Here is a 17896-nt window from a genome sequence, read left to right on the forward strand (position 1 = left end):
GTTGTAAAAGTAAAACTGCCGTTGGTAGTTCGCGTTAACGTATCACCACCATTATTTTGCAAGGAAACAGAACCGACAAGCCCAGAAATCGTACCGCCCAGCATATGGGTATGAGTCGAGCAAACGACTTGCACATTGGTTACATTGGAACCGGTTACTGTACCTGTGCCATTGCTAACCGTACAGGTTTGAGTGGCCGGCTGTGAAGAGACTGTTACATTATAAGTGCTGCCGCTTGCTAGCGGAATTGTAAAAGTAAACCTGCCATCTGTCGCTTGTGTTAGTGAATCGCGACCATTATTTTGCAATGTTACTGAACCTGCAAGCCCCGTAATCCTACCGCCTACTGTATAGATAGACGTACTATTTACGGTTATCTCAGTTGGTGTTTGCCCATTCACCGCAAACAAACAATAACCATTAGCATCAGGTGTGCAACCTGTTGGCCTGTATCCAGGGGTTAGGATTTTAATCCCTACTGTAGGATAGACACGATTAATTGTTGTGCTAATTTGTATATTTTGAGCTGAAACATGAAATTTCTCACAGGACAGAGGCCCTTTTCCATTTAAACACAAAATAATATCTGCGGTAGCGGCACTACCTGATTCGACAACATTGAATAAGTTCCCCGTTTGCGCATAAGTTATCGAACTCAGTAGCAAAGCTACTATATGAAAAATTCGTTTCATAATTATTGTCCTTAATTTTTCTGCATCATTAACTACGCACGGAACACACTACTGCATTCGCATAGACTGTCCCTGTGTGCAAAGTATTGAGAAGCTGGTCCGTTTTTTTGGAAAAATGTCCCTCACCTAAATAGAAGAATCGATAACCACATTCCAAAGGTAGCTGACCAAAAATTTGAGCTAGCTGCACACCAACACCCGCAGTGGCGCTAAACGTTGTGGTAGTATGCCTTGCAAATGCATTATCAGGAATCGAGTTCCCATCTAATGGGTGCTCGTTGTATCGTCCTGCATGCATAAAATTAGGACCAATACCAGCATCAACAGTTAAGGGAAAACGAGCAAGAGGCATATCCGTCTTTGCTTTGACCACAGCATAAACAGGATAATGGGTCAGGTGATAGGTGTAAGCCAAGTTAGTAAATAGTGTTTCCTGGACTACAGTGCCAGATACATTGGTTTTAGGAAGATAAAACCCATTCACCCCATAGCTCCACTGAACCCGGCCTAAGTTTTGACCATCTATAAAATACCCCAAACCTACAAGGCCATTTGAATCATGGTGCTTCGTTACCGTATAATCATTTCCAATTAACCCATCAATATTGATGTGCTGCGCTTTACCCTGAGAACTCCAATAACCACCTACTTGAAATACAAGATGGCTTTGTTTGAATACTGAAAAGCTAGGCGTGAAATTGGCTTCTTTGGAATCAATCCCTGCATTGGCTGATTGACTGACTAAGGTTGAGGCTACACAACCCCAAAACAAACTGACTAGGATTCCTTTCATTAATGATCTCTTATCTAAAACTTCTTAGATTAGAACATATAATGTATGCACTAAACAATTCCTGTTTGCTCATGATAATTAAATCAATTTTAAAAAAGCAGACCTATAAATTGAAACCATTGGACCATGACGTGATCATTGTTACATCCCAGTTAAGCAACTTTCATTAAAAAATTACTCTGTTTTTCAAATTGATTTGGGTTTACATATCCTAAATAAGAATGCAACCGGTGTATCTCTTGTGCTAATGTTTAAATCGTGCATAAGCCGAAGAGTTTTTTCAATCCATTTGCAACCTGTGAAAACTACTGCTCATCAACTAGAGCAGTTTATCAGTTATTGTTTGAATCCAAGCCATTAAAAGAGCTTAAGTCTGATTAATCCTATCACCATGTTTATTATGTTCCCTTGCTTATCAATATTTAGATATCAAGTCTTAAAATAATCTCTGTAAAGAAAAATAGGATTTTTACCTTCATGTTAACACTTAAGGTTAGATAAAATTTCAAGGACTGTTTTAATTTTCGCCATGACAATAAATGTGCATTAATTAATCAAAAAAGAGAATTTATTGTTAATAAGATATTTGAAGTATAAATTTGAAATTCTTAATAGTTCTTATTCGATTTAATAACTAAGAACTTCTTTATTGTACCATTACTAATTTCTAGTAATATCGCAGCCATATTTTGATACAGCTCAATAAGGATGAAAGTCGTCACAGTCTAGCACGTACTGTATATCATGGTCGTCGAGGTGAAATTTATGAAAAATATCAAGAGGGCAAGAGGACCAACTCAACATGCTTGAGTTAGCGACCAATGCAATAGTGTTTTGGAATACAGTTTATATACAGTCTGCGTTAGGTTATTTGCGTGCACAAGGTAACGTGATAAAAGAAGAAGATGAAGCACGGTTATCGCCGTTGGGACGGAAACATATTAATTTTTTGGGACATTTTTCATTTATGTTGCCAAAAGTCGTAGCAGATGGTCAACTAGACCGCTAAATGCCGCTGAAGATCTAGAACTGGCCTAGGAATTTTTGCTTAAAGTACCTTTTCGTTCCAATGATTGTCACACCCCTATTTATAACTATCTCTCTAAATGTATTCACAGAGTGAAGTGATCAGGTGAGATTAATCTTTTATGAACACCTTTTGGATGTCTTATGATTTGACATTTGCTAGAACAAAAGTATCATAAATGATAACAATAAAGAAAATGAGTATTCAAAATTTAAAAAAAAGAGCTTTACAAAACCTGGAAGTGAAAGCTGAGTATGAGGGTCTTAATGAAGAATTTGCCTTAATTGATACATTGCTGACTATGCATAAGAAGTCAGGATTATCTCAGGAGGAAATTGCTCGTAAAGTGGGGACTCAGAAGAGTAATATCTCCAGATTGGAGAAGGGTGTCGTAAACTCCAGTTGGAAAACATTGCAAAAGTATGCGCATGCTTGCGGATTCGAAATTTCAATGAAAGTAAAGAATTTAAACTCAGAGCACCATAGGTAGCTTAAACTAATTTTGTTTACAGGAGCTATAAAAGCTTATATGACAAACTTTCTCATCAATTTGAAAATTCGTTTTGCCATTGTACTCCGTCATGTTTCACAATCAACAACCTCGTGCCTAATCGCCATGACAAAAGGCAATTTGGGTACCTTAACGCTTCATCACTGGGAAATCGCCATTACAACGGGGCTTGGTGCTGGACTTTTTGGGTTAATTTTTTCTTATGGTCACTGGGTAAAATTTCAAACTTCTCGCTATGGCATTGCTTTTGTTGCATTTATTGGAACAGTAATTGCTGATTATATAAGCCACAATGGTCAGTCATTAATGGAAGCACTTGTAACAGGAGCAGGAGCTGCACTTTTATCACTAATTGTTTCATTTACTCCACTTGATAATGTTTTAGCAAAGCTGGAGGAAAAGAAAAAATAGAATTCCTTACTTAGCGTTTGCATTTAATAGAGATATCCACGGTGCGCGTCCACCCACTAAGTCTGATTATCAAAATAATCAGACTTAGCATGCCCGATAGACAACCTATCCAGATTGCCTTCCGTTTCACCGATTACTTCTAATTGATTTTTGGCAAGGGACTTTTCCAGATCCCTCTCATGGGATAACGCGTAAAGAGAACAGCCATCACTACTCATCGTTAAGAATTGCTGTCGTTATCATCACCAACTGAGATTATCTCACTCTAAAAAGCAAAATCTATTTTTAAAATGCCGTCAATGACTAAAGAAGATTGTGTCGAATTCCGCAACAGGGTTGGCAATTGTCTAAATTTGCAAAACACTAATCACAACGGTTATGAATGGAACAGGTAAGACCATCAAACAATACTTCTCTGGGTGTGCCAAAGGTTAAAAATAGATATCGATCGCTATATTAAAATCAGCAACAAGGCATAGACTTACCCTTTTAGAAAATTTTAATAATGAAACAGCACGTTTAGTTTTTCAATTCATTCAGGTGAAAGTGATTTCACTACCGATTAAATTGCTGGTCGTCTATAATATTGCGTTTGGAGGAGACCCTGTCATGAATCAATACAAAGGTGCATGTTTATGCGGTGCTTGTCACTATATCATTACAGGGGAAAAGCCAAAAGCAATGTATTTATGTCATTGCAGTCGCTGCAGAAAAGAAACTGGTACAATTCATGGAGCCAATGTTTTCTTTAATAATGCTCAATTATCGTGGGAAAAAGGTCAAAATAATATTACCCATTTCCAATTAGAAGGGACAAGAAAGCAACGCGCATTCTGCAATATTTGTGGCAGCCCACTTCCTAGGCAGGAGGGGAATTCTCATGTGGTTTTACCAGCGGGAACGGTAGATGATGATACATTCCTAGAGCCAACGGCTCACATTTATTATGCCAGCCGCTCATCTTGGGAAGACAAAACACCCGCTTTGCAACGATTTGATGAGCTGCCAAACATGGATTGAAGTCTCGAGACAGCCCTGGTTATATCACCATCGACCAATAAAGAGCAATATAGTGGGAGGCCCCCTTCTGCAAATATCTACCCTACTCGCTTCTTCGAGTTAATTATTTTTCATTAAGTGCTTTCAATCAAGGTTATAAAAATTTAAGAATGTGGACATATTACAGTTTTAGCTAATAAGATAACGGTAATACGTTGGAGGCGTTTTAGAAATGAATAAGTTTTTTTTATGGGTAGTAAGTCTCAGTTTTTGCCACCTTCAGCTAATGTACGCCAATACTTCTCAACGTAGCTTACATAACTTTTCTACCGGTATTGGAACCCCTATTGTTACCTCGACTACTGACACCCTAGATAAAGGAAGTTGGTCAGTAAATGAGAGAACTGAGTATTATCGTACTCGCCCAATAGCTGATGCGGAATTATTAAAATCCGCAGAATATGAAAGTCAAACAGGATTGTTAATTAATTATTTGCTGATGAGCTACGGATTAATTGATAATTTCACCGCTGGTATAAGTATACCCATACAACGTAGTTATCATTTACGCGGATTAACCGAAATTGATGATAATATATTTCGTCTGATGAATCTTGGTGACATATCAGGGCTAGCTGATACAACCATTTTTGGAATGTGGCGAATCACTGAAGGCAATAACAAATTGCCACTCACAACAGCTCTTTTTATAGGACTTAATACGCCTACAGGAAAAACTACCGTAAAAACCACTACTGGTGAATTATTTGACGCGTCGGATCAACCAGGCACAGGAGCCTGGATGCCGGTTGCAGGCCTAATTTTTTCTAAAAACTTTGGCCACTTATCCATAAGTAACAATTATTTTTACACCCAAACAACAAAAGGAACTCAGGATACCCTGTTAGGTAGCTACTTTGATTATAATTTTGCTGTTACTTATCCTGCCTTTAAACATTCTGGCAAAACATACTATAGCGTTGATGCTATCCTGGAGTTAACAGGTGAATATTGGAAGAAAGATAAGGTTCAAGGCATTAAATCCCCCAATTCTGGAGGTAATAGTATCTATTTAAACCCAGGCTTTAGGGTTAATATAGGTGAAACCACGTCTTTCTACCTGGGGGCCGGATTTCCCATCTCGGAAAAATTAAATGGCACTCAGTCCCCTAGCCAGTATGCCCTATACGGCGGGATTGATATTTCCTTTGAATAGATAACTATATCAACATCATTTAAATAATGTCGCTTGATTAAATATCAATATATAACGATTCTTGTGACAATCGTGATTATAAACAAATCTCGAATAAATAGCTTACAGTTACAATTTTAATGATTGTCATTATTGCATGGAACAACAACGCAATTGAAAAAGAAAGATGCTTGCAATGACAAATAGGTAAAAGTAAAAAGAATCTGCAGTTAGCAGATTCTTTTTACTCATTTTTATTTTGCTGATACGATTTGAACTTGCAGATTTGCAATAACATCGCTATGAACATGAATTTCAACAGTGTAATCACCAATTGAATGGATTGGTCCTTCAGGCATAACAATTTCGCGTTTACTTACTTCAATTGATTTTCCTTTCAACGCATCTTTGATTTCGTTAGGGCCTACCGATCCATAAAGTTTGCCTTCGTCACTAGCCATTGCTGAAATTACAACGGTAATATCATTTAACTTGGCTGCACGTTGCTCGGCACTTGCCAGAGATTGCTGCGCTTTCTTTTCAAGCTCTGCCCGACGTTGTTCAAAACGCTCAATGTTCTCTCCGGTGGCAAATACAGCCTTATTTTGGGGGATAAGGTAATTGCGGCCATAACCAGCCCTTACATTAACCTTGTCGCCCAGATTTCCTAAGTTTCTAATTTTTTCTAATAGAATAACTTCCATCTTATGAACCCCTTATTTTGCTCAACCTGTCTTAACAGGCAAACGCAATCTAAAATTAAACAAACTATCTAAAGCACCTAAAACCACATAAATGGGAATTATGACAAATGGTAATAAAATTAAAGGAATTAATAATAAGATTAACCTACTCATCCCTTTTTTACCTTTGTACAATGCATTAAAGCCTATGCTTATTCCTGCACCTGCGTAATATACGACCAATACGGGCAAAACACTTATTGCCAGGGGATTTTCCTGATAAGCAGCGACAACAGCAATAACCAATAAAATCACCCCTAAAGAACTGGCACGAAAATTAAGCATTTCCTGCCGGTACCCACCTGGATAAAATAAGCCGGATTGGACTGACCGCGCCAACATTAGTGAAGCAATTGTAGATAAAACAATGCTTACCGCCTGAATGCCCATCACATAATTAGCAATAACAATCGGATTAACTGTATTCTGATTGTTTAGCAGGTCTGCAATAACATCATCACGCTCAAGCTGCTTTAATACTGCCTGGATAAATTGGTATTGCTCATTTATAAACTCAGGAGCCAACCAATGTATCAATAGGATGCCAATCAATGCCTGCAAGACAATAAAGGCTACGGCAAAACGCCAATTTGTGGTCGAATGCAATACCCCAGCAGCCAAATAGCAAGGCAAAAAAGCCATAACAGCAGTAATAAAAGCCAAAGACCAGGATGAAGAAAGTGATGACAGGAGCAATAATGCCAAAACTCCTACCGCCACTCCTTTAAATCCAGGCATCCATCCTTTGCGCAGCGTTAATAACGCTATAATTGCTGCAGACAACCAAGCAGCAAAAGGCACCAAGGCTAAAATTGCGATGTATGCTAGCGCATAAGTCTCGTTTTCTAAGAGAAAACGTCCTTGCTTACGCAATAATTCGCCAAACCGTGTCATTTTTATCGGTGGCTATCACAATAAGGTAATAATCCCAAGAAGCGCGCCCATTTAATGGCCTGCGCCAACTGACGCTGAGGCCGGGTTGGTGTACCCGTAATACGGCTTGGAACAATTTTACCCGTTTCAGTGATGTAATTTTTCAGCACATTAACATCTTTATAATCAATCTCACTAGAGCCTTCAGCACTGAAACGCATTTTTTTACGACGGAAATATGAAGTTGACATAGATTACTACTCCTTAAGCTGCTCTTTCATCTTTTTCTTTTTTCATTAACACGGATTGACCTGTAATCGCGTGTTTACGCTTGATGATTAAATTTCTTAGTATTGCATCGTTAAATTTGAATGCATTTTTTAATTCATCAAGGGCAGCTTGGTTACATTCTATATTCATCAGTATGTAATGAGCCTTATGAACATCTTTAATGGTATAGGCCAGCTGTCTGCGTCCCCAGTCTTCTTTACGATGGATGGTTCCACCGTGTTTGGTAATAATTCCTTCATAGCGCTCAACCATTGCAGGGACTTGCTCGCTTTGATCGGGATGCACAAGAAACACTACTTCATAATGTCTCACTGAGTTTCTCCTTATGGATAATAGCCTTCTTCAATTAAATAAAGTAAGGCAAGGTTAAAAAAACGCACAATCTTAACTGATTTTCTCAATTAGAGCAATTTATAGTTATTTAAGATTGTGGTGCAGGTTAAAAAATTTTAATCGCGTCATTACACCCTAATGAAACAATCAGTGCTTTTTAATTAGAAAAGTTCAAAAAGCGCAAATTTTGTAGCTTATTTGCAATTATATCACTCTTTTCCAGCAAAATTGAAATTTCAGACTACAATAAAAACAATAATCGCTGTGGGGAGGTATTTGATGGGTACCTTGGAGAAAAAAGACAATTCACCTGTTAAAGAAGCATTTAATGACCTTATCCAGGCTCAAAGTGCACGGGCCATGCACTATTTATTACTCCATGACCAAAATAATTATGACAATGAAATCAATAAATTGGCACAATCTTGTTCGAATGTTTTGCAACAGCCAACCATTACTTCAGATTTTGTAGTTAACCTCATGGAAAAATCCATGACATCCAGCTACTTAGAAGCATTGAAAAATATCCAGCATACAATCGAACAGTGCAAAGAAAAGAAGGATAAAATCGTTGTAAATAGCTTTTATGGTGAAAAAGAAGCAGCCTCTTTATCAAAACGTATCGCAGTCTTGGAGAAATCCAAAACAATTGCTCCACCAGTGATCATGGAACAAGTCGTTCGTGATGTATTGACGCAAGCTGTGGATAAATATAATTCAGTTATCGATCGCCCCCCCTATCCATAAAAACTTCTTATTTTCCCGCAACTTATCTTTGCAGGATCTCCTTCTTTTGACGCGCATATTTCGATAATCAAAAAAATGGAACGTCAAATTCAATTTTTACAAAATGGTCTCTCATTTTTTTCAATAATAATGGGAAAAAATGAAGCGAGTCCCTAGTCTCCGAGAAGCACTGGCCTAATAAGCTTGAACTTAAACATAGTAATGTTTTGGAATTGAAATAGGAAAATCAAGGTCATAGTGTAAGAAAACTTATCCTTATAGAAGCCCAGGCCAAACCAATGAATACCCTTCATCTCAAAAATCCAGATGCTGGGCTGTCCAAATCAATTAGAGCGCATCATTTCCATGTGTGTACTCTTCAGGCTTATTATTATTGAAAAAAATGAAGAGTATCACACGCACCACTTGTTATGCTGAGGGGGAAAAATTAACCCGAATGGTGTACTAGTCAGTTTGGCTCAAAGTCAAGTTGACGGTGGCTCTGCTCACAGCTGGGAAGCTCCTCGCTTTGCGGAGATGTCATCACTTTATTTGGGGGGGTGAAAAAATTTACGACAAAACCGGTATTCATGCCAAAAGGTATAACTGTAGCTTCTGACTGATTCTGTTCTTGAATAACTTCAATAGAAATTGATTCCTTGGAGTCGGCATGCTTCGCAAATGTACTTGCAACTATAAAAACATCTTCCTTAATCTCTTCTCTTACACCAAAGTTCTGAAAATAAGCCTCTGAGTCCTTATCGGAAATAATCCTTTCCATATTTTGGATAAAATCATTTATTTTCTCTGAGTCTAGCCATTGGCCATTACCAAACTGTTTTTTTGCTGGAGCGTGCCACTCTCTATCATTATTAAGCCAGTCTTGAAGGGTGTACCCTTGATCATAGGCTTGAAATATACGAAAAAAACTCTGATTATTTATATTTTCTTTTTGAATTATAAAATAATGGAAGACCCCGCCTCCTATTTTAATAAGCATCATTCCAGATGAGCTATCATGAAGAAATGAAAGTGACTTTAAATCTTGCTTTGAACTGATTTTATGTGAAGTTGCTTTAGAAGCATAGACTAACTTAGCTCTTTTATTGTACATTGGGGTTTGCAAAATGATATCCTGACAATCACTAAAATCATTTTGACTCATATAATCTAATTCTGGGGTGCTTTTAATTTTATATTTCATGGAACTTCCCCGAAATGATATGTTTAAAGATTAACTATTAGTTCAAAATTTTCTCACAAAAAGGAGTTAATTGCAAAAGTTAGGTTCTGCAGGGCAAGATCATAAGTGTCTTTAAATTAGCCTGATTTTGTGATCTCATACTCTTTGTTAGTACTACAGTGCTCATATGCAGCCGGTGATTGAAAAAGAATTGTTGCACTATGACTTGCTTTTTGCTCTTGATAAACAAGGATTATTAGATTCCAGCATATACACGGGCTCCTACTGCATTAAATGCTAATTATGATTTTTTACCTGATGGTTATAGTGACGTTTTGGTTATGACGGAAAGTTTAGATGAAATTATGGCTGATAAGTTAATTTCATTGATTAATACAACTCGCTATGTTCGCCATCGAGATATTTGGGATTTACGCTGGTTAAAGCAACGTGGCTCTTCCATTAATAAACAATTCATTTTGTCCAAAATTAAGGATTATAAAATTACGGATTACCCAACAAAACTTGATGATAGAATTGCTAAAATTGATGAAATTATCTACAGTAAAGCTTTTCAAGATGAATTGTCACGTTTTATTCCTAAGTGTTCATGAAAGAACATTGAAAAAGGATAAATTTAAAGATTTTTTGATTAATGAAACCAAGTCATTATTGACCGAGTTAAGAAAGTTAATTGACAATAAAACAACACAGAATGAATTTTATATTTAATAACTCTCATCATTGATGATCTTATTTTATTTATCATCTGTTCTCTTTGAGGTCTACTATCAATACGGCCTTCGGGAAAAAAATCATCAGGAAATATTCAACTTAACTCTGCAGTTTCCAGCATATGCTCAAGTATAAAATTAACAACCTGCTGCATCTGTTTCCGCAAACGCTCCACATCTTTCATGATATACCCTGCCGTTACCTCATTATTCATTTTATGATTAAGTAATCGTTTTAAAGCATAAGCAGGCAAAATTAACTATTTTTGATGATGCGTTTGCTCAATTTTAGGATTAATTGTAGCTATTGGGGTGATGTTATTGGTGCATCCTCTTTTTGCGATTATTTATTTAATCATGTTCTCGTTATTAACTAGCTATTTCATTTAATAAAAAGGATAAATGGATTTAGAAGCGATTTGGTGAAAACATTTATAAATGGGCTATTGCAGCGAAAAATGTGGTAGATACTGCAAGATTAATCATTGCATTTAACTAGGTCATGCGATATAACATATTAAAAAGTAAAGAGGTTTTTATGAATATTCTGACTATTCCCTTTGAAGAGCCACTCACTGTCAATATTAAAGGGACTATGGTTCAAATTGTGGCTTTTAAAACTTTAGAGCATGGTAATGTTAAATTTGGTGTAAACGCCCCTCGCTCCATCGAAGTTCACCGTGAGGAAATTTACCGTGCAATCAAACAAAAACAACATGACAATGATTCTGTATAATTTACCAAATGCCAAGAAATTTTCATTATTGTTCTGTTGCTTCTGCCTTTATTCTTGGTGTATTGGCATTAGTCGCTCTGAGTGTTAACTATTTCATTTATAAATTTCCGGGTAATAATTATTTTCCACCTGATACGTTATTAATTGCCATACTCCTTTTTCTAGGATTCCTGGGGAGTTATCTTCAGTTTGGAAGAAACAGTATTGCAGTGAAAATGACCAGAGAATTAATTTATTATTTTCTTGTCATGTCAACGATTGCTTTTGCGACTAACGCAGTCCAATACACACCTTTTGCCCCTATCGATGACACTTTAATAGAGATGGAAGCAAGACTAAACATTAATATAATATCTATTGTTGCCTGGGCACAACACTATCCCTGGTTAATTCAAATGTTGGTTTATATTTACGACAGCTTGCCTTACCAAATGAGCATCTTACCTCTGGTAGCCATAGGGATGAGACAATTTCCTTACTTGCGTGAATATTACTGTCTATTACTTATCAGTGCCGTTTTAGGCTTTACAATATATTATTTTTACCCCACTTTAGCCCCTGCAACCGCACTTAACAGTGATTTTTTTAGTCAGGCACAATATGCAACAGGCATTAAATTTCGAGAGATTCATCAACACATTCCTCCATCAACCATTGAAGGAGGAATGATTGCTTTTCCCTCTTTTCATGCGATTTGGGCCTGGCTTTGTCTTTACTTAATACGCTGGTCACGCTTTATTTTTCTTTTATTATTACCCATTAATATTTTGTTGATAGCCTCTTGTGTATTATTGGGTTGGCATTACCCTATTGATTTACTCGCCAGTGTAATAATTTTAGTAATTACTCACTACTTATGCCTGTACTGTGCAAAAAAATCAGCTAATTTTTTTAGGAACACCGCTGGGAGACTTTAATTCAGCCTGTATTTCATTTTTATTAATATTAGAAACAGCTATCTGTTTGAGTTGTGTCTCAACCAACGTTCTTAACTCCCCTCTTTTTTGTTCCGCCAGAGGAGGATGTATTTGAATATACAATTTTCCATTTAAATAGCCGAATTTAACGGGATTATTTAATACACGCACCGGTGTGCCTACTTTTACTAAATTGAAGAGATATTCAATATCTTCCGGCATCATTCTTATGCATCCAGCACTTACGCGGGTACCTACGCCATCTCTTCGGTTAGTACCGTGAATAAGATAAGTGGGCCAGCCTAAACGTAAAACATGTTTCCCAAGGGGGTTATCTTCCCCTGCAGGAAATTCATCAGGAATTTGAATCCCATGTTTCGCTGCATGTCTCAACAAATTGGTTGTTGGCCGCCATACAGGATTTTTTTCTTTACTGATTATTTTTGTCGCACCGACAGGCGTTGTCCAACCTTCGCGACCAATGCCCACAGGCATAGTTATTACGATGTTTTCATCAGGAGGAAAATAGTATAGGCGGTATTCGGCTAAATTAATTACTATTCCTTCATGAGGCACCGCCGGCAAAATGAATTGGGAAGGAATAAGTAGGGTTGTGTGTTCATCCAAGAGGCTCATGGGATTTATTTTTGGATTAGCCCTAACCATTTCATAATAGCCAATATCATAACGCATCCCAACTGCACTTAGCGTCTCGCCCATTTCAGGATTCACATATTGAACTTCGCCAATAATGTCATCTTTAGCAGGAAGAACAAAAGAAATAGCCCATAGAGGCTGCAATCCAAACAGACAGGCAATTAAGGCCATTCTTTGCAATTGCTTAAACATTTCATACCTTGTAATCTTGATTGAGCGCCTTAAATTTGAACAATTATTTCAGTAAAGTAAAACTTCATGTAATAAATTTTTCTCAAAATTAAGAAAATGGGTAGGGGCTATGTCAACGTGCATATTTTGAGCTGCCTAACCATCATTCACATGACGGCAAGGAGAGACCTTGCCGCCTGATAAAAACCACTCTTTATAGACTTACATCTGCTTTGAATCGCTCCCCGTATTGCGCTTCTAATTTTGCAAATAGCTCATTGAGCTTATCGTGACCAAAATGCTTAGCATAATTCATTGGGCCACCTCGGAATGGTGCAAAACCAGTCGCAAAGATCATTCCACCATCAAGCAAATCACTATCGGCAACAACATCTTCACGTAAACAAGTAGCAGCCTCATTGACCATCCTTAAAATTAAGCGGTTGGCAATATCTTTACTTGGCTTGGTGCTTGTTACTTTCTGCTTGATTGGTTTTCCATTTTTATAGCGATAGAAGCCTTCGCCAGTTTTACGTCCAAGCTTGCCTTCTTTAACCATGTCTCGTAATCGTTGGGGGACAGTTCCACCAAAATGTGCTGTTAAATTTTCTGCAACAGCCAAACAAACATCCATACCCACGGTATCAGCTAATTCAACAGGTCCCATTACCATACCGAAATCTTTAGCAGCTTTATCAATTTCCTCACCGCTATAGCCTTCTTCAAGTAATTGCACACACTCCATAAGGTATGGCATCAATACACGATTAATTAAAAATCCTGGACTCGATTTGACAGGTAAAGGTATGCGACCAATTTGATTAACAAAGGCGCAAGCATCCTTACCGACCTCTTTAGCGGTTTTAGAACTACTAACCACTTCCACAAGCTCCATTTTAGCGACTGGATTAAAGAAGTGAATACCAACCAAACGCTTGGGATTAGTCATTACTTCACTTATTTCATCCAAAGGAATACTGGATGTATTGGTTGCTATGATCGCAGTTTTTTTAGCCTTGGCCTCAACCTGTTTCATAATTGCTTGTTTTACTTCCAGATTTTCAAATACAGCCTCAATAATCACGTCAGCACGTGCAATTCCGTGGCCCTCTGGATCCGCAATTAATCTATCCATCGCTGCTTGTATTAAGCGTGGTTTACGTAATTTCTTTTTAAACAATGCATGTGCCCTGCCCATAGCAGGAGCAATTTGCAAATGGGATTTGTCTTGCAAGGTGACGTGTAATCCGCGTAAAGCACACCAGGCAGCAATATCACCACCCATTACACCAGCCCCAATAACATGAACATGTTGTGCTTTGAAATCACTGTCTTTGGCAAAAGCTTTCATACGTTCACGCAACAAAAATGCACGTATAAGATTACGTGCTGTGTCACCCTCAGTGACAAGTTGCTCAACGGAGTCAGCTTCCTTCAAATAAGCGCGCTCACCTACGCCACCCTCTTTCTCCCACAGATCAATGACGGTAAAAGGTGCTGGGTAGTGTTTTTTTGAGATGCGTTTAGCAACCTGACTACGTAAAAGTGGTGCTAATAATGCACGAACCCAGGAATAATTGGTTAATGACTGTAAGAAAGCTGGTTTATGTTTGGGGGGCTTATTTTTTATAAAATAAACAGCAGCTCGCTTTAATTGTCTTAGCGGAACGACCTCATCCACAATACCTAAACGTTTAGCTTTGTCAGCACTTAGTGCTGCACCTGTCAAAATTACTTTAGAGAGTGCATCAAATCCACCAATTAATTTTGGCAAGCGCACGGTTCCACCCCAACCAGGATGAATACCTAACATTACTTCAGGCAAACCAAGACGTGTGTCTTTATCATCATTGGCAATGCGATAGTCGCAGGCTAATGCTAACTCTAAACCGCCTCCCATACAAAAACCGTCAATCATTGCCACAGTGGGTATTGATAATGCTTCCAGCCGGGAAAAAACAGCCTGTCCTTTTCTTAAAAAATCAACAGCTTCAGCAGGTGTGGTGAATTGTGAAAAGGCATTAACATCAGCTCCTGCAATAAAACCTTTACTCTTTGTTGAATAAATGATTAAACCTTTTAAATTGGATCGTTGCCCTATTTCCTGCAAAAGACTATTTAATTCATCCAAGACTTCATTATTTATCGTATTAACGGCTGAATCTTGCCGATTAATCGCCAACCAGGCAATGTGGTCGGTGTCAGTTTGCAATTCCCAATGTTTATAATTACTCATGTCCTTTCACCTCTGTTACACGTTCCAGATACATTGCTCCGCCTTGACCACCACCGATACAGATAGCAGCCATACCTCGACTTCCATTATGGTGTTTAAGTGACTGAAGCACATGTAACACAATACGAGCCCCACTTGCACCTATCGGGTGACCCGCAGCTATCGCCCCACCATCCATGTTCAACCGACCCAATGAAGGTGCTCCTATTGCTTGTTTTAAACCTAATTGCGTACGACAATACTCTTCGTCATCCCATGCTGCCAGACAACCTAACACTTGAGCAGCAAACGCTTCGTTAATTTCCCAACAATCCAAATCAGTGGGTTTCAAATTATGGCGTTGTAGGATTGGCGTGGCCGCATGAACAGGCCCTAACCCCATTTGTGATGGGTCGAGGGCAGCCCATTGTGAATCCACAATGCGACCCATTACAGGTAAATTGTATTTTCTAACTGCCTCAGCACTCGCTAATATCAGCAGGCAGGCACCATCAGTCACTTGTGAACTATTACCTGCGGTTACCATACCGTATTTTTTATCAAAATAGGGTTTTAGTTTTGCTAATTTTTCTACGGTTGAATCTGCACGTATACCGTCATCTTGAGGATGAACTCTCCCTTTATTGTCAATGATTGGAACTACTTCTTCCATGCGACTTTCCGTATAAGCGGCGGCTAATCGTCGATGACTTTCACAAGCAAACGCATCCATTTGCTCACGGGTAATATTAAAACGATAGGCGACCTTTTCAGCGGTCTGCCCCATATTCAATCCAACAATAGGATCAGTTAAGCCACGTAGCAAGGCAATTACCGGAGCCAGAAATGAAGGTCTGAATTTAGTCATTAATACCGCACGTTGTCCTACACTTTTAGCGGCAAACCAATTGGCTAACCAGGAAGCCATTTTTTGATTAAATAATAAAGGGGCGTGGCTCATCGCCTCAGTACCCCCTGCAAGAACCAACTCACTACGACCGCTAGCAATTTGCATGGCTGCGTTGTCGAGTGCTTGCATACCGGAAGCACAATTTCTCATTACTGTAAACGCAGGAACTTTTTCGCCACAACCAAGTCGTAAAGCGATTACTCTGGCGATATTTGCCTCATCAGGTCCTGGCATGGCAGAACCGATGATAACTTCATCCAAGTCAGTTGGTAAGAAAGGCTGGCGATTTAACAATGGCATACCTGCCGCAACGGCCAAATCTGAGCCAGTAAAAGGACCTACTCCTTTTGCTTTGAGAAATGGCGTTCGACTGCCATCAACTACATATACATCTCTGCCGCTTAAATTCGATTTGAGCTTCATTACTCCTCCTGATAGTTGCCATGCAGCTGACAATCGTTAAAATTATCCTATAAAAGATAGCAGTTATCCTTAGCTTTTGTAAGCTTTTAGCGAATTGATAATAAAAAGATTTTTAAATAGAGTTGACGTGCCTCAAATACCTGCTATACTTCGCCTCCATTGAACGGAGAGATGGCCGAGAGGTCGAAGGCGCTCCCCTGCTAAGGGAGTATGGGAGAAATCCCATCGAGGGTTCGAATCCCTCTCTCTCCGCCACGTACACGCGCCCGTAGCTCAGTTGGATAGAGTATCTGGCTACGAACCAGGGGGTCGGAGGTTCGAATCCTTCCGGGCGCGCCATTTTAAACATTAAAATCAAGGACTTACGAAAACTTTGGTAGAGGCTCGTAAGTCACTGTGACCGAAATGTGACATAAAATCTCATCTCGTGGGCTTGCCTAAGAAGAAAATTCTAAACGGCTCCATAATAATTCATTACTCTATTTGGTTGATGATAAATTTTGCTTTGTACTCGTTCAGCCGCTCGTCTTAAATGTTCACTTGACAAGTGTGCGTAACGTAATACCATGTCAAAACTTGACCAACCACCTAGTTGCTGCAATTCCTGTAAACTTGTTCCATTCTGAACATGCCAACTAGCCCAAGTATGCCGTAAATCATGCCACCTGAAATCTTTAATACCAGCACGCCTTAACGCTTTACGCCAAGCATGATTATTACAGCGGGTGACAGGATGACCATTATAGGTAAAGACGTAAACAGGATGATTTCCCTTCCGCTTCAACAAAATTGCTATCGCGTCTTGGTTTAGCGGTACAGGAATCGCTCTACCCGATTTTGAGTCTTCAGGATGGACCAAAGCGTGCCTTCGAATTAAATCAATATTACACCACTTCAATTCAGTAACATTGGCTTGCCTTAATCCTGTTGCCAATGTAAAACTGACCATATCCTGTAAATGCTCAGGTAACTCTTTCAGCAAGCGTTCAGCTTCCTTATAAGTTATCCAGCGAATTCGCCGATTATTCTCTTTTCGCATACGAACTGCGGGAACAACTTGTAACCATCCCCATTCTTTATGCGCTTTTCGTAAAATCGCCCGAACTACTTCAAGCATTCTATTAACTGAGGCAGGTGAAACACCCGTTGCTTCTTTTTTCTTGGCAATATCATCAATCAAATCACTTGTAATATCAGACAAGAAAATATTCTTCAAAAAAGGGGCGACCCAGCGTAAATGAGCCTTGTCATCAGTTAAACTACGCTTATGACTAGACTCCTCTAACCACCGGTTAGCAGCGGCATACCACTCCTTTTTTGGAACTTTAAGAACTCGACTCGCTTCCCACAACTCAC

At 38.7% G+C, this 17896-nt stretch carries 19 protein-coding genes, 2 tRNA genes and 3 pseudogenes; 11 read left to right on the plus strand and 13 right to left on the minus strand.

All coding sequences use genetic code 11. The features are described from left to right. A pseudogene (locus tag Ljam_RS03160) lies at positions 1–692 on the minus strand (hypothetical protein); the annotation flags it as partial. A gap of 28 nt (positions 693–720) precedes the next feature. Then, positions 721–1485 (minus strand): hypothetical protein, encoded by a 765-nt coding sequence (locus Ljam_RS03165; RefSeq protein WP_058448690.1) that lies wholly within the window; start codon positions 1483–1485, stop codon positions 721–723. 689 nt (positions 1486–2174) lie between these two features. Here Ljam_RS03165 and Ljam_RS15450 point away from each other — a divergent pair. From Ljam_RS15450 to Ljam_RS03180, 3 genes and pseudogenes are all read left to right on the plus strand, one after another. Continuing rightward, a pseudogene (locus Ljam_RS15450) lies at positions 2175–2494 on the plus strand (Tn3 family transposase). 214 nt (positions 2495–2708) lie between these two features. Continuing rightward, positions 2709–3002: a helix-turn-helix domain-containing protein gene (locus Ljam_RS03175; protein WP_058448932.1), complete on the plus strand. Its 294-nt coding sequence runs from the start codon at positions 2709–2711 to the stop codon at positions 3000–3002. Between the two features lie 39 nt (positions 3003–3041). Beyond that, positions 3042–3434, plus strand: coding sequence for a hypothetical protein (locus tag Ljam_RS03180; RefSeq protein ID WP_058448691.1), 393 nt, complete (start codon positions 3042–3044; stop codon positions 3432–3434). Between the two features lie 56 nt (positions 3435–3490). Here Ljam_RS03180 and Ljam_RS15110 read toward each other — a convergent pair whose 3' ends face one another. Next, complete coding sequence (locus Ljam_RS15110) at positions 3491–3652, minus strand: hypothetical protein (protein ID WP_156411910.1); 162 nt, start codon at positions 3650–3652, stop codon at positions 3491–3493. A gap of 391 nt (positions 3653–4043) precedes the next feature. Between Ljam_RS15110 and Ljam_RS03185 the strand changes: the two genes are divergently transcribed. Both Ljam_RS03185 and Ljam_RS03190 read left to right on the plus strand, forming a co-directional pair. Further along, the gene (locus tag Ljam_RS03185) at positions 4044–4454 is read left to right on the plus strand and encodes a GFA family protein (protein WP_058448692.1); all 411 of its coding nucleotides are present in this window, start codon (positions 4044–4046) and stop codon (positions 4452–4454) included. 211 nt (positions 4455–4665) lie between these two features. Next, positions 4666–5649: a hypothetical protein gene (locus tag Ljam_RS03190; RefSeq protein WP_058448693.1), complete on the plus strand. Its 984-nt coding sequence runs from the start codon at positions 4666–4668 to the stop codon at positions 5647–5649. Positions 5650–5882: 233 nt separating this feature from the next. Here Ljam_RS03190 and rplI read toward each other — a convergent pair whose 3' ends face one another. From rplI to rpsF, 4 genes are read right to left on the minus strand one after another with little or no spacing between them, the layout of a single operon-like run. Further along, on the minus strand, positions 5883–6332 hold the full coding sequence (rplI, locus tag Ljam_RS03195; RefSeq protein ID WP_058448694.1) for a 50S ribosomal protein L9: 450 nt from the start codon (positions 6330–6332) through the stop codon (positions 5883–5885). A gap of 21 nt (positions 6333–6353) precedes the next feature. Continuing rightward, positions 6354–7265: a hypothetical protein gene (locus tag Ljam_RS03200; protein ID WP_058448695.1), complete on the minus strand. Its 912-nt coding sequence runs from the start codon at positions 7263–7265 to the stop codon at positions 6354–6356. Between the two features lie 2 nt (positions 7266–7267). Further along, positions 7268–7495, minus strand: a complete 228-nt coding sequence (gene rpsR / locus Ljam_RS03205; protein ID WP_058448696.1) for a 30S ribosomal protein S18 — start codon at positions 7493–7495, stop codon at positions 7268–7270. A 13-nt stretch (positions 7496–7508) separates the two neighbouring features. After that, complete coding sequence (rpsF, locus tag Ljam_RS03210) at positions 7509–7847, minus strand: 30S ribosomal protein S6 (RefSeq protein ID WP_058448697.1); 339 nt, start codon at positions 7845–7847, stop codon at positions 7509–7511. Between the two features lie 300 nt (positions 7848–8147). Here rpsF and Ljam_RS03215 point away from each other — a divergent pair, with 300 nt between their 5' ends. Continuing rightward, complete coding sequence (locus tag Ljam_RS03215; RefSeq protein WP_058448698.1) at positions 8148–8615, plus strand: hypothetical protein; 468 nt, start codon at positions 8148–8150, stop codon at positions 8613–8615. Positions 8616–9063: 448 nt separating this feature from the next. Here Ljam_RS03215 and Ljam_RS03220 read toward each other — a convergent pair whose 3' ends face one another. Then, complete coding sequence (locus tag Ljam_RS03220; protein ID WP_058448699.1) at positions 9064–9798, minus strand: hypothetical protein; 735 nt, start codon at positions 9796–9798, stop codon at positions 9064–9066. A 320-nt stretch (positions 9799–10118) separates the two neighbouring features. On the opposite strand from Ljam_RS03220, the gene Ljam_RS15410 reads away from it, so the two are divergent. Then, the gene (locus Ljam_RS15410; RefSeq protein ID WP_058448700.1) at positions 10119–10391 is read left to right on the plus strand and encodes a nucleotidyl transferase AbiEii/AbiGii toxin family protein; all 273 of its coding nucleotides are present in this window, start codon (positions 10119–10121) and stop codon (positions 10389–10391) included. A 215-nt stretch (positions 10392–10606) separates the two neighbouring features. Here Ljam_RS15410 and Ljam_RS15605 read toward each other — a convergent pair. Then, positions 10607–10771: pseudogene (locus Ljam_RS15605) on the minus strand (integrase); the annotation flags it as partial. 278 nt (positions 10772–11049) lie between these two features. On the opposite strand from Ljam_RS15605, the gene Ljam_RS03230 reads away from it, so the two are divergent. Both Ljam_RS03230 and Ljam_RS03235 read left to right on the plus strand, forming a co-directional pair. Beyond that, positions 11050–11247 carry a carbon storage regulator gene (locus tag Ljam_RS03230; protein WP_058448701.1) on the plus strand — a complete coding sequence of 66 codons (198 nt, stop codon included), beginning with the start codon at positions 11050–11052 and terminating at the stop codon, positions 11245–11247. An 8-nt stretch (positions 11248–11255) separates the two neighbouring features. Beyond that, complete coding sequence (locus tag Ljam_RS03235) at positions 11256–12164, plus strand: phosphatase PAP2 family protein (protein ID WP_058448702.1); 909 nt, start codon at positions 11256–11258, stop codon at positions 12162–12164. On the opposite strand, the gene Ljam_RS03240 is transcribed toward Ljam_RS03235, so the two are convergent. The 3 genes from Ljam_RS03240 to Ljam_RS03250 form a co-directional block, all read right to left on the minus strand. Then, entirely contained in the window at positions 12126–13013 is an 888-nt protein-coding gene (locus Ljam_RS03240) for a L,D-transpeptidase family protein (RefSeq protein ID WP_082651562.1), read from the minus strand. The two genes, Ljam_RS03235 and Ljam_RS03240, sit on opposite strands and share 39 nt — an antisense overlap. Positions 13014–13206: 193 nt before the next feature. Next, complete coding sequence (locus tag Ljam_RS03245) at positions 13207–15228, minus strand: 3-hydroxyacyl-CoA dehydrogenase NAD-binding domain-containing protein (protein WP_058448704.1); 2022 nt, start codon at positions 15226–15228, stop codon at positions 13207–13209. Further along, a complete protein-coding gene (locus tag Ljam_RS03250; protein WP_058448705.1) occupies positions 15221–16540 on the minus strand; it encodes an acetyl-CoA C-acetyltransferase in 1320 nt (439 codons plus the stop codon). The genes Ljam_RS03245 and Ljam_RS03250 overlap by 8 nt, the downstream gene beginning before the upstream one ends. A 165-nt stretch (positions 16541–16705) precedes the next feature. On the opposite strand from Ljam_RS03250, the gene Ljam_RS03255 reads away from it, so the two are divergent. Continuing rightward, positions 16706–16795, plus strand: a tRNA-Ser gene (locus tag Ljam_RS03255). Between the two features lie 7 nt (positions 16796–16802). Beyond that, positions 16803–16879: transfer RNA gene (locus Ljam_RS03260), tRNA-Arg, on the plus strand. A 112-nt stretch (positions 16880–16991) separates the two neighbouring features. On the opposite strand, the gene Ljam_RS03265 is transcribed toward Ljam_RS03260, so the two are convergent. Next, positions 16992–17896 (minus strand): tyrosine-type recombinase/integrase (locus tag Ljam_RS03265; RefSeq protein WP_238583682.1); only part of this gene is annotated, 905 nt, incomplete at its 5' end.

Source organism: Legionella jamestowniensis (assembly GCF_001467745.1).
Classification (GTDB): Bacteria; Pseudomonadota; Gammaproteobacteria; order Legionellales; family Legionellaceae; genus Tatlockia; species Tatlockia jamestowniensis.

Coding starts and splice junctions, on each gene's coding strand:
- Ljam_RS03230 (WP_058448701.1), top strand. CDS start 11,050: ATGAATATTCTGACTATTCCCTTTGAAGAGCCACTCACTGTCAATATT.
- Ljam_RS03200 (WP_058448695.1), bottom strand. CDS start 7,265: ATGACACGGTTTGGCGAATTATTGCGTAAGCAAGGACGTTTTCTCTTA.
- Ljam_RS03220 (WP_058448699.1), bottom strand. CDS start 9,798: ATGAAATATAAAATTAAAAGCACCCCAGAATTAGATTATATGAGTCAA.
- Ljam_RS03185 (WP_058448692.1), top strand. CDS start 4,044: ATGAATCAATACAAAGGTGCATGTTTATGCGGTGCTTGTCACTATATC.
- Ljam_RS03165 (WP_058448690.1), bottom strand. CDS start 1,485: ATGAAAGGAATCCTAGTCAGTTTGTTTTGGGGTTGTGTAGCCTCAACC.
- Ljam_RS15410 (WP_058448700.1), top strand. CDS start 10,119: ATGACGGAAAGTTTAGATGAAATTATGGCTGATAAGTTAATTTCATTG.
- Ljam_RS03240 (WP_082651562.1), bottom strand. CDS start 13,013: ATGTTTAAGCAATTGCAAAGAATGGCCTTAATTGCCTGTCTGTTTGGA.
- Ljam_RS03175 (WP_058448932.1), top strand. CDS start 2,709: ATGAGTATTCAAAATTTAAAAAAAAGAGCTTTACAAAACCTGGAAGTG.
- Ljam_RS03235 (WP_058448702.1), top strand. CDS start 11,256: ATGCCAAGAAATTTTCATTATTGTTCTGTTGCTTCTGCCTTTATTCTT.
- Ljam_RS15110 (WP_156411910.1), bottom strand. CDS start 3,652: ATGAGTAGTGATGGCTGTTCTCTTTACGCGTTATCCCATGAGAGGGAT.
- Ljam_RS03215 (WP_058448698.1), top strand. CDS start 8,148: ATGGGTACCTTGGAGAAAAAAGACAATTCACCTGTTAAAGAAGCATTT.
- Ljam_RS03180 (WP_058448691.1), top strand. CDS start 3,042: ATGACAAACTTTCTCATCAATTTGAAAATTCGTTTTGCCATTGTACTC.
- Ljam_RS03245 (WP_058448704.1), bottom strand. CDS start 15,228: ATGAGTAATTATAAACATTGGGAATTGCAAACTGACACCGACCACATT.
- rpsR (WP_058448696.1), bottom strand. CDS start 7,495: ATGTCAACTTCATATTTCCGTCGTAAAAAAATGCGTTTCAGTGCTGAA.
- Ljam_RS03250 (WP_058448705.1), bottom strand. CDS start 16,540: ATGAAGCTCAAATCGAATTTAAGCGGCAGAGATGTATATGTAGTTGAT.
- rplI (WP_058448694.1), bottom strand. CDS start 6,332: ATGGAAGTTATTCTATTAGAAAAAATTAGAAACTTAGGAAATCTGGGC.
- Ljam_RS03190 (WP_058448693.1), top strand. CDS start 4,666: ATGAATAAGTTTTTTTTATGGGTAGTAAGTCTCAGTTTTTGCCACCTT.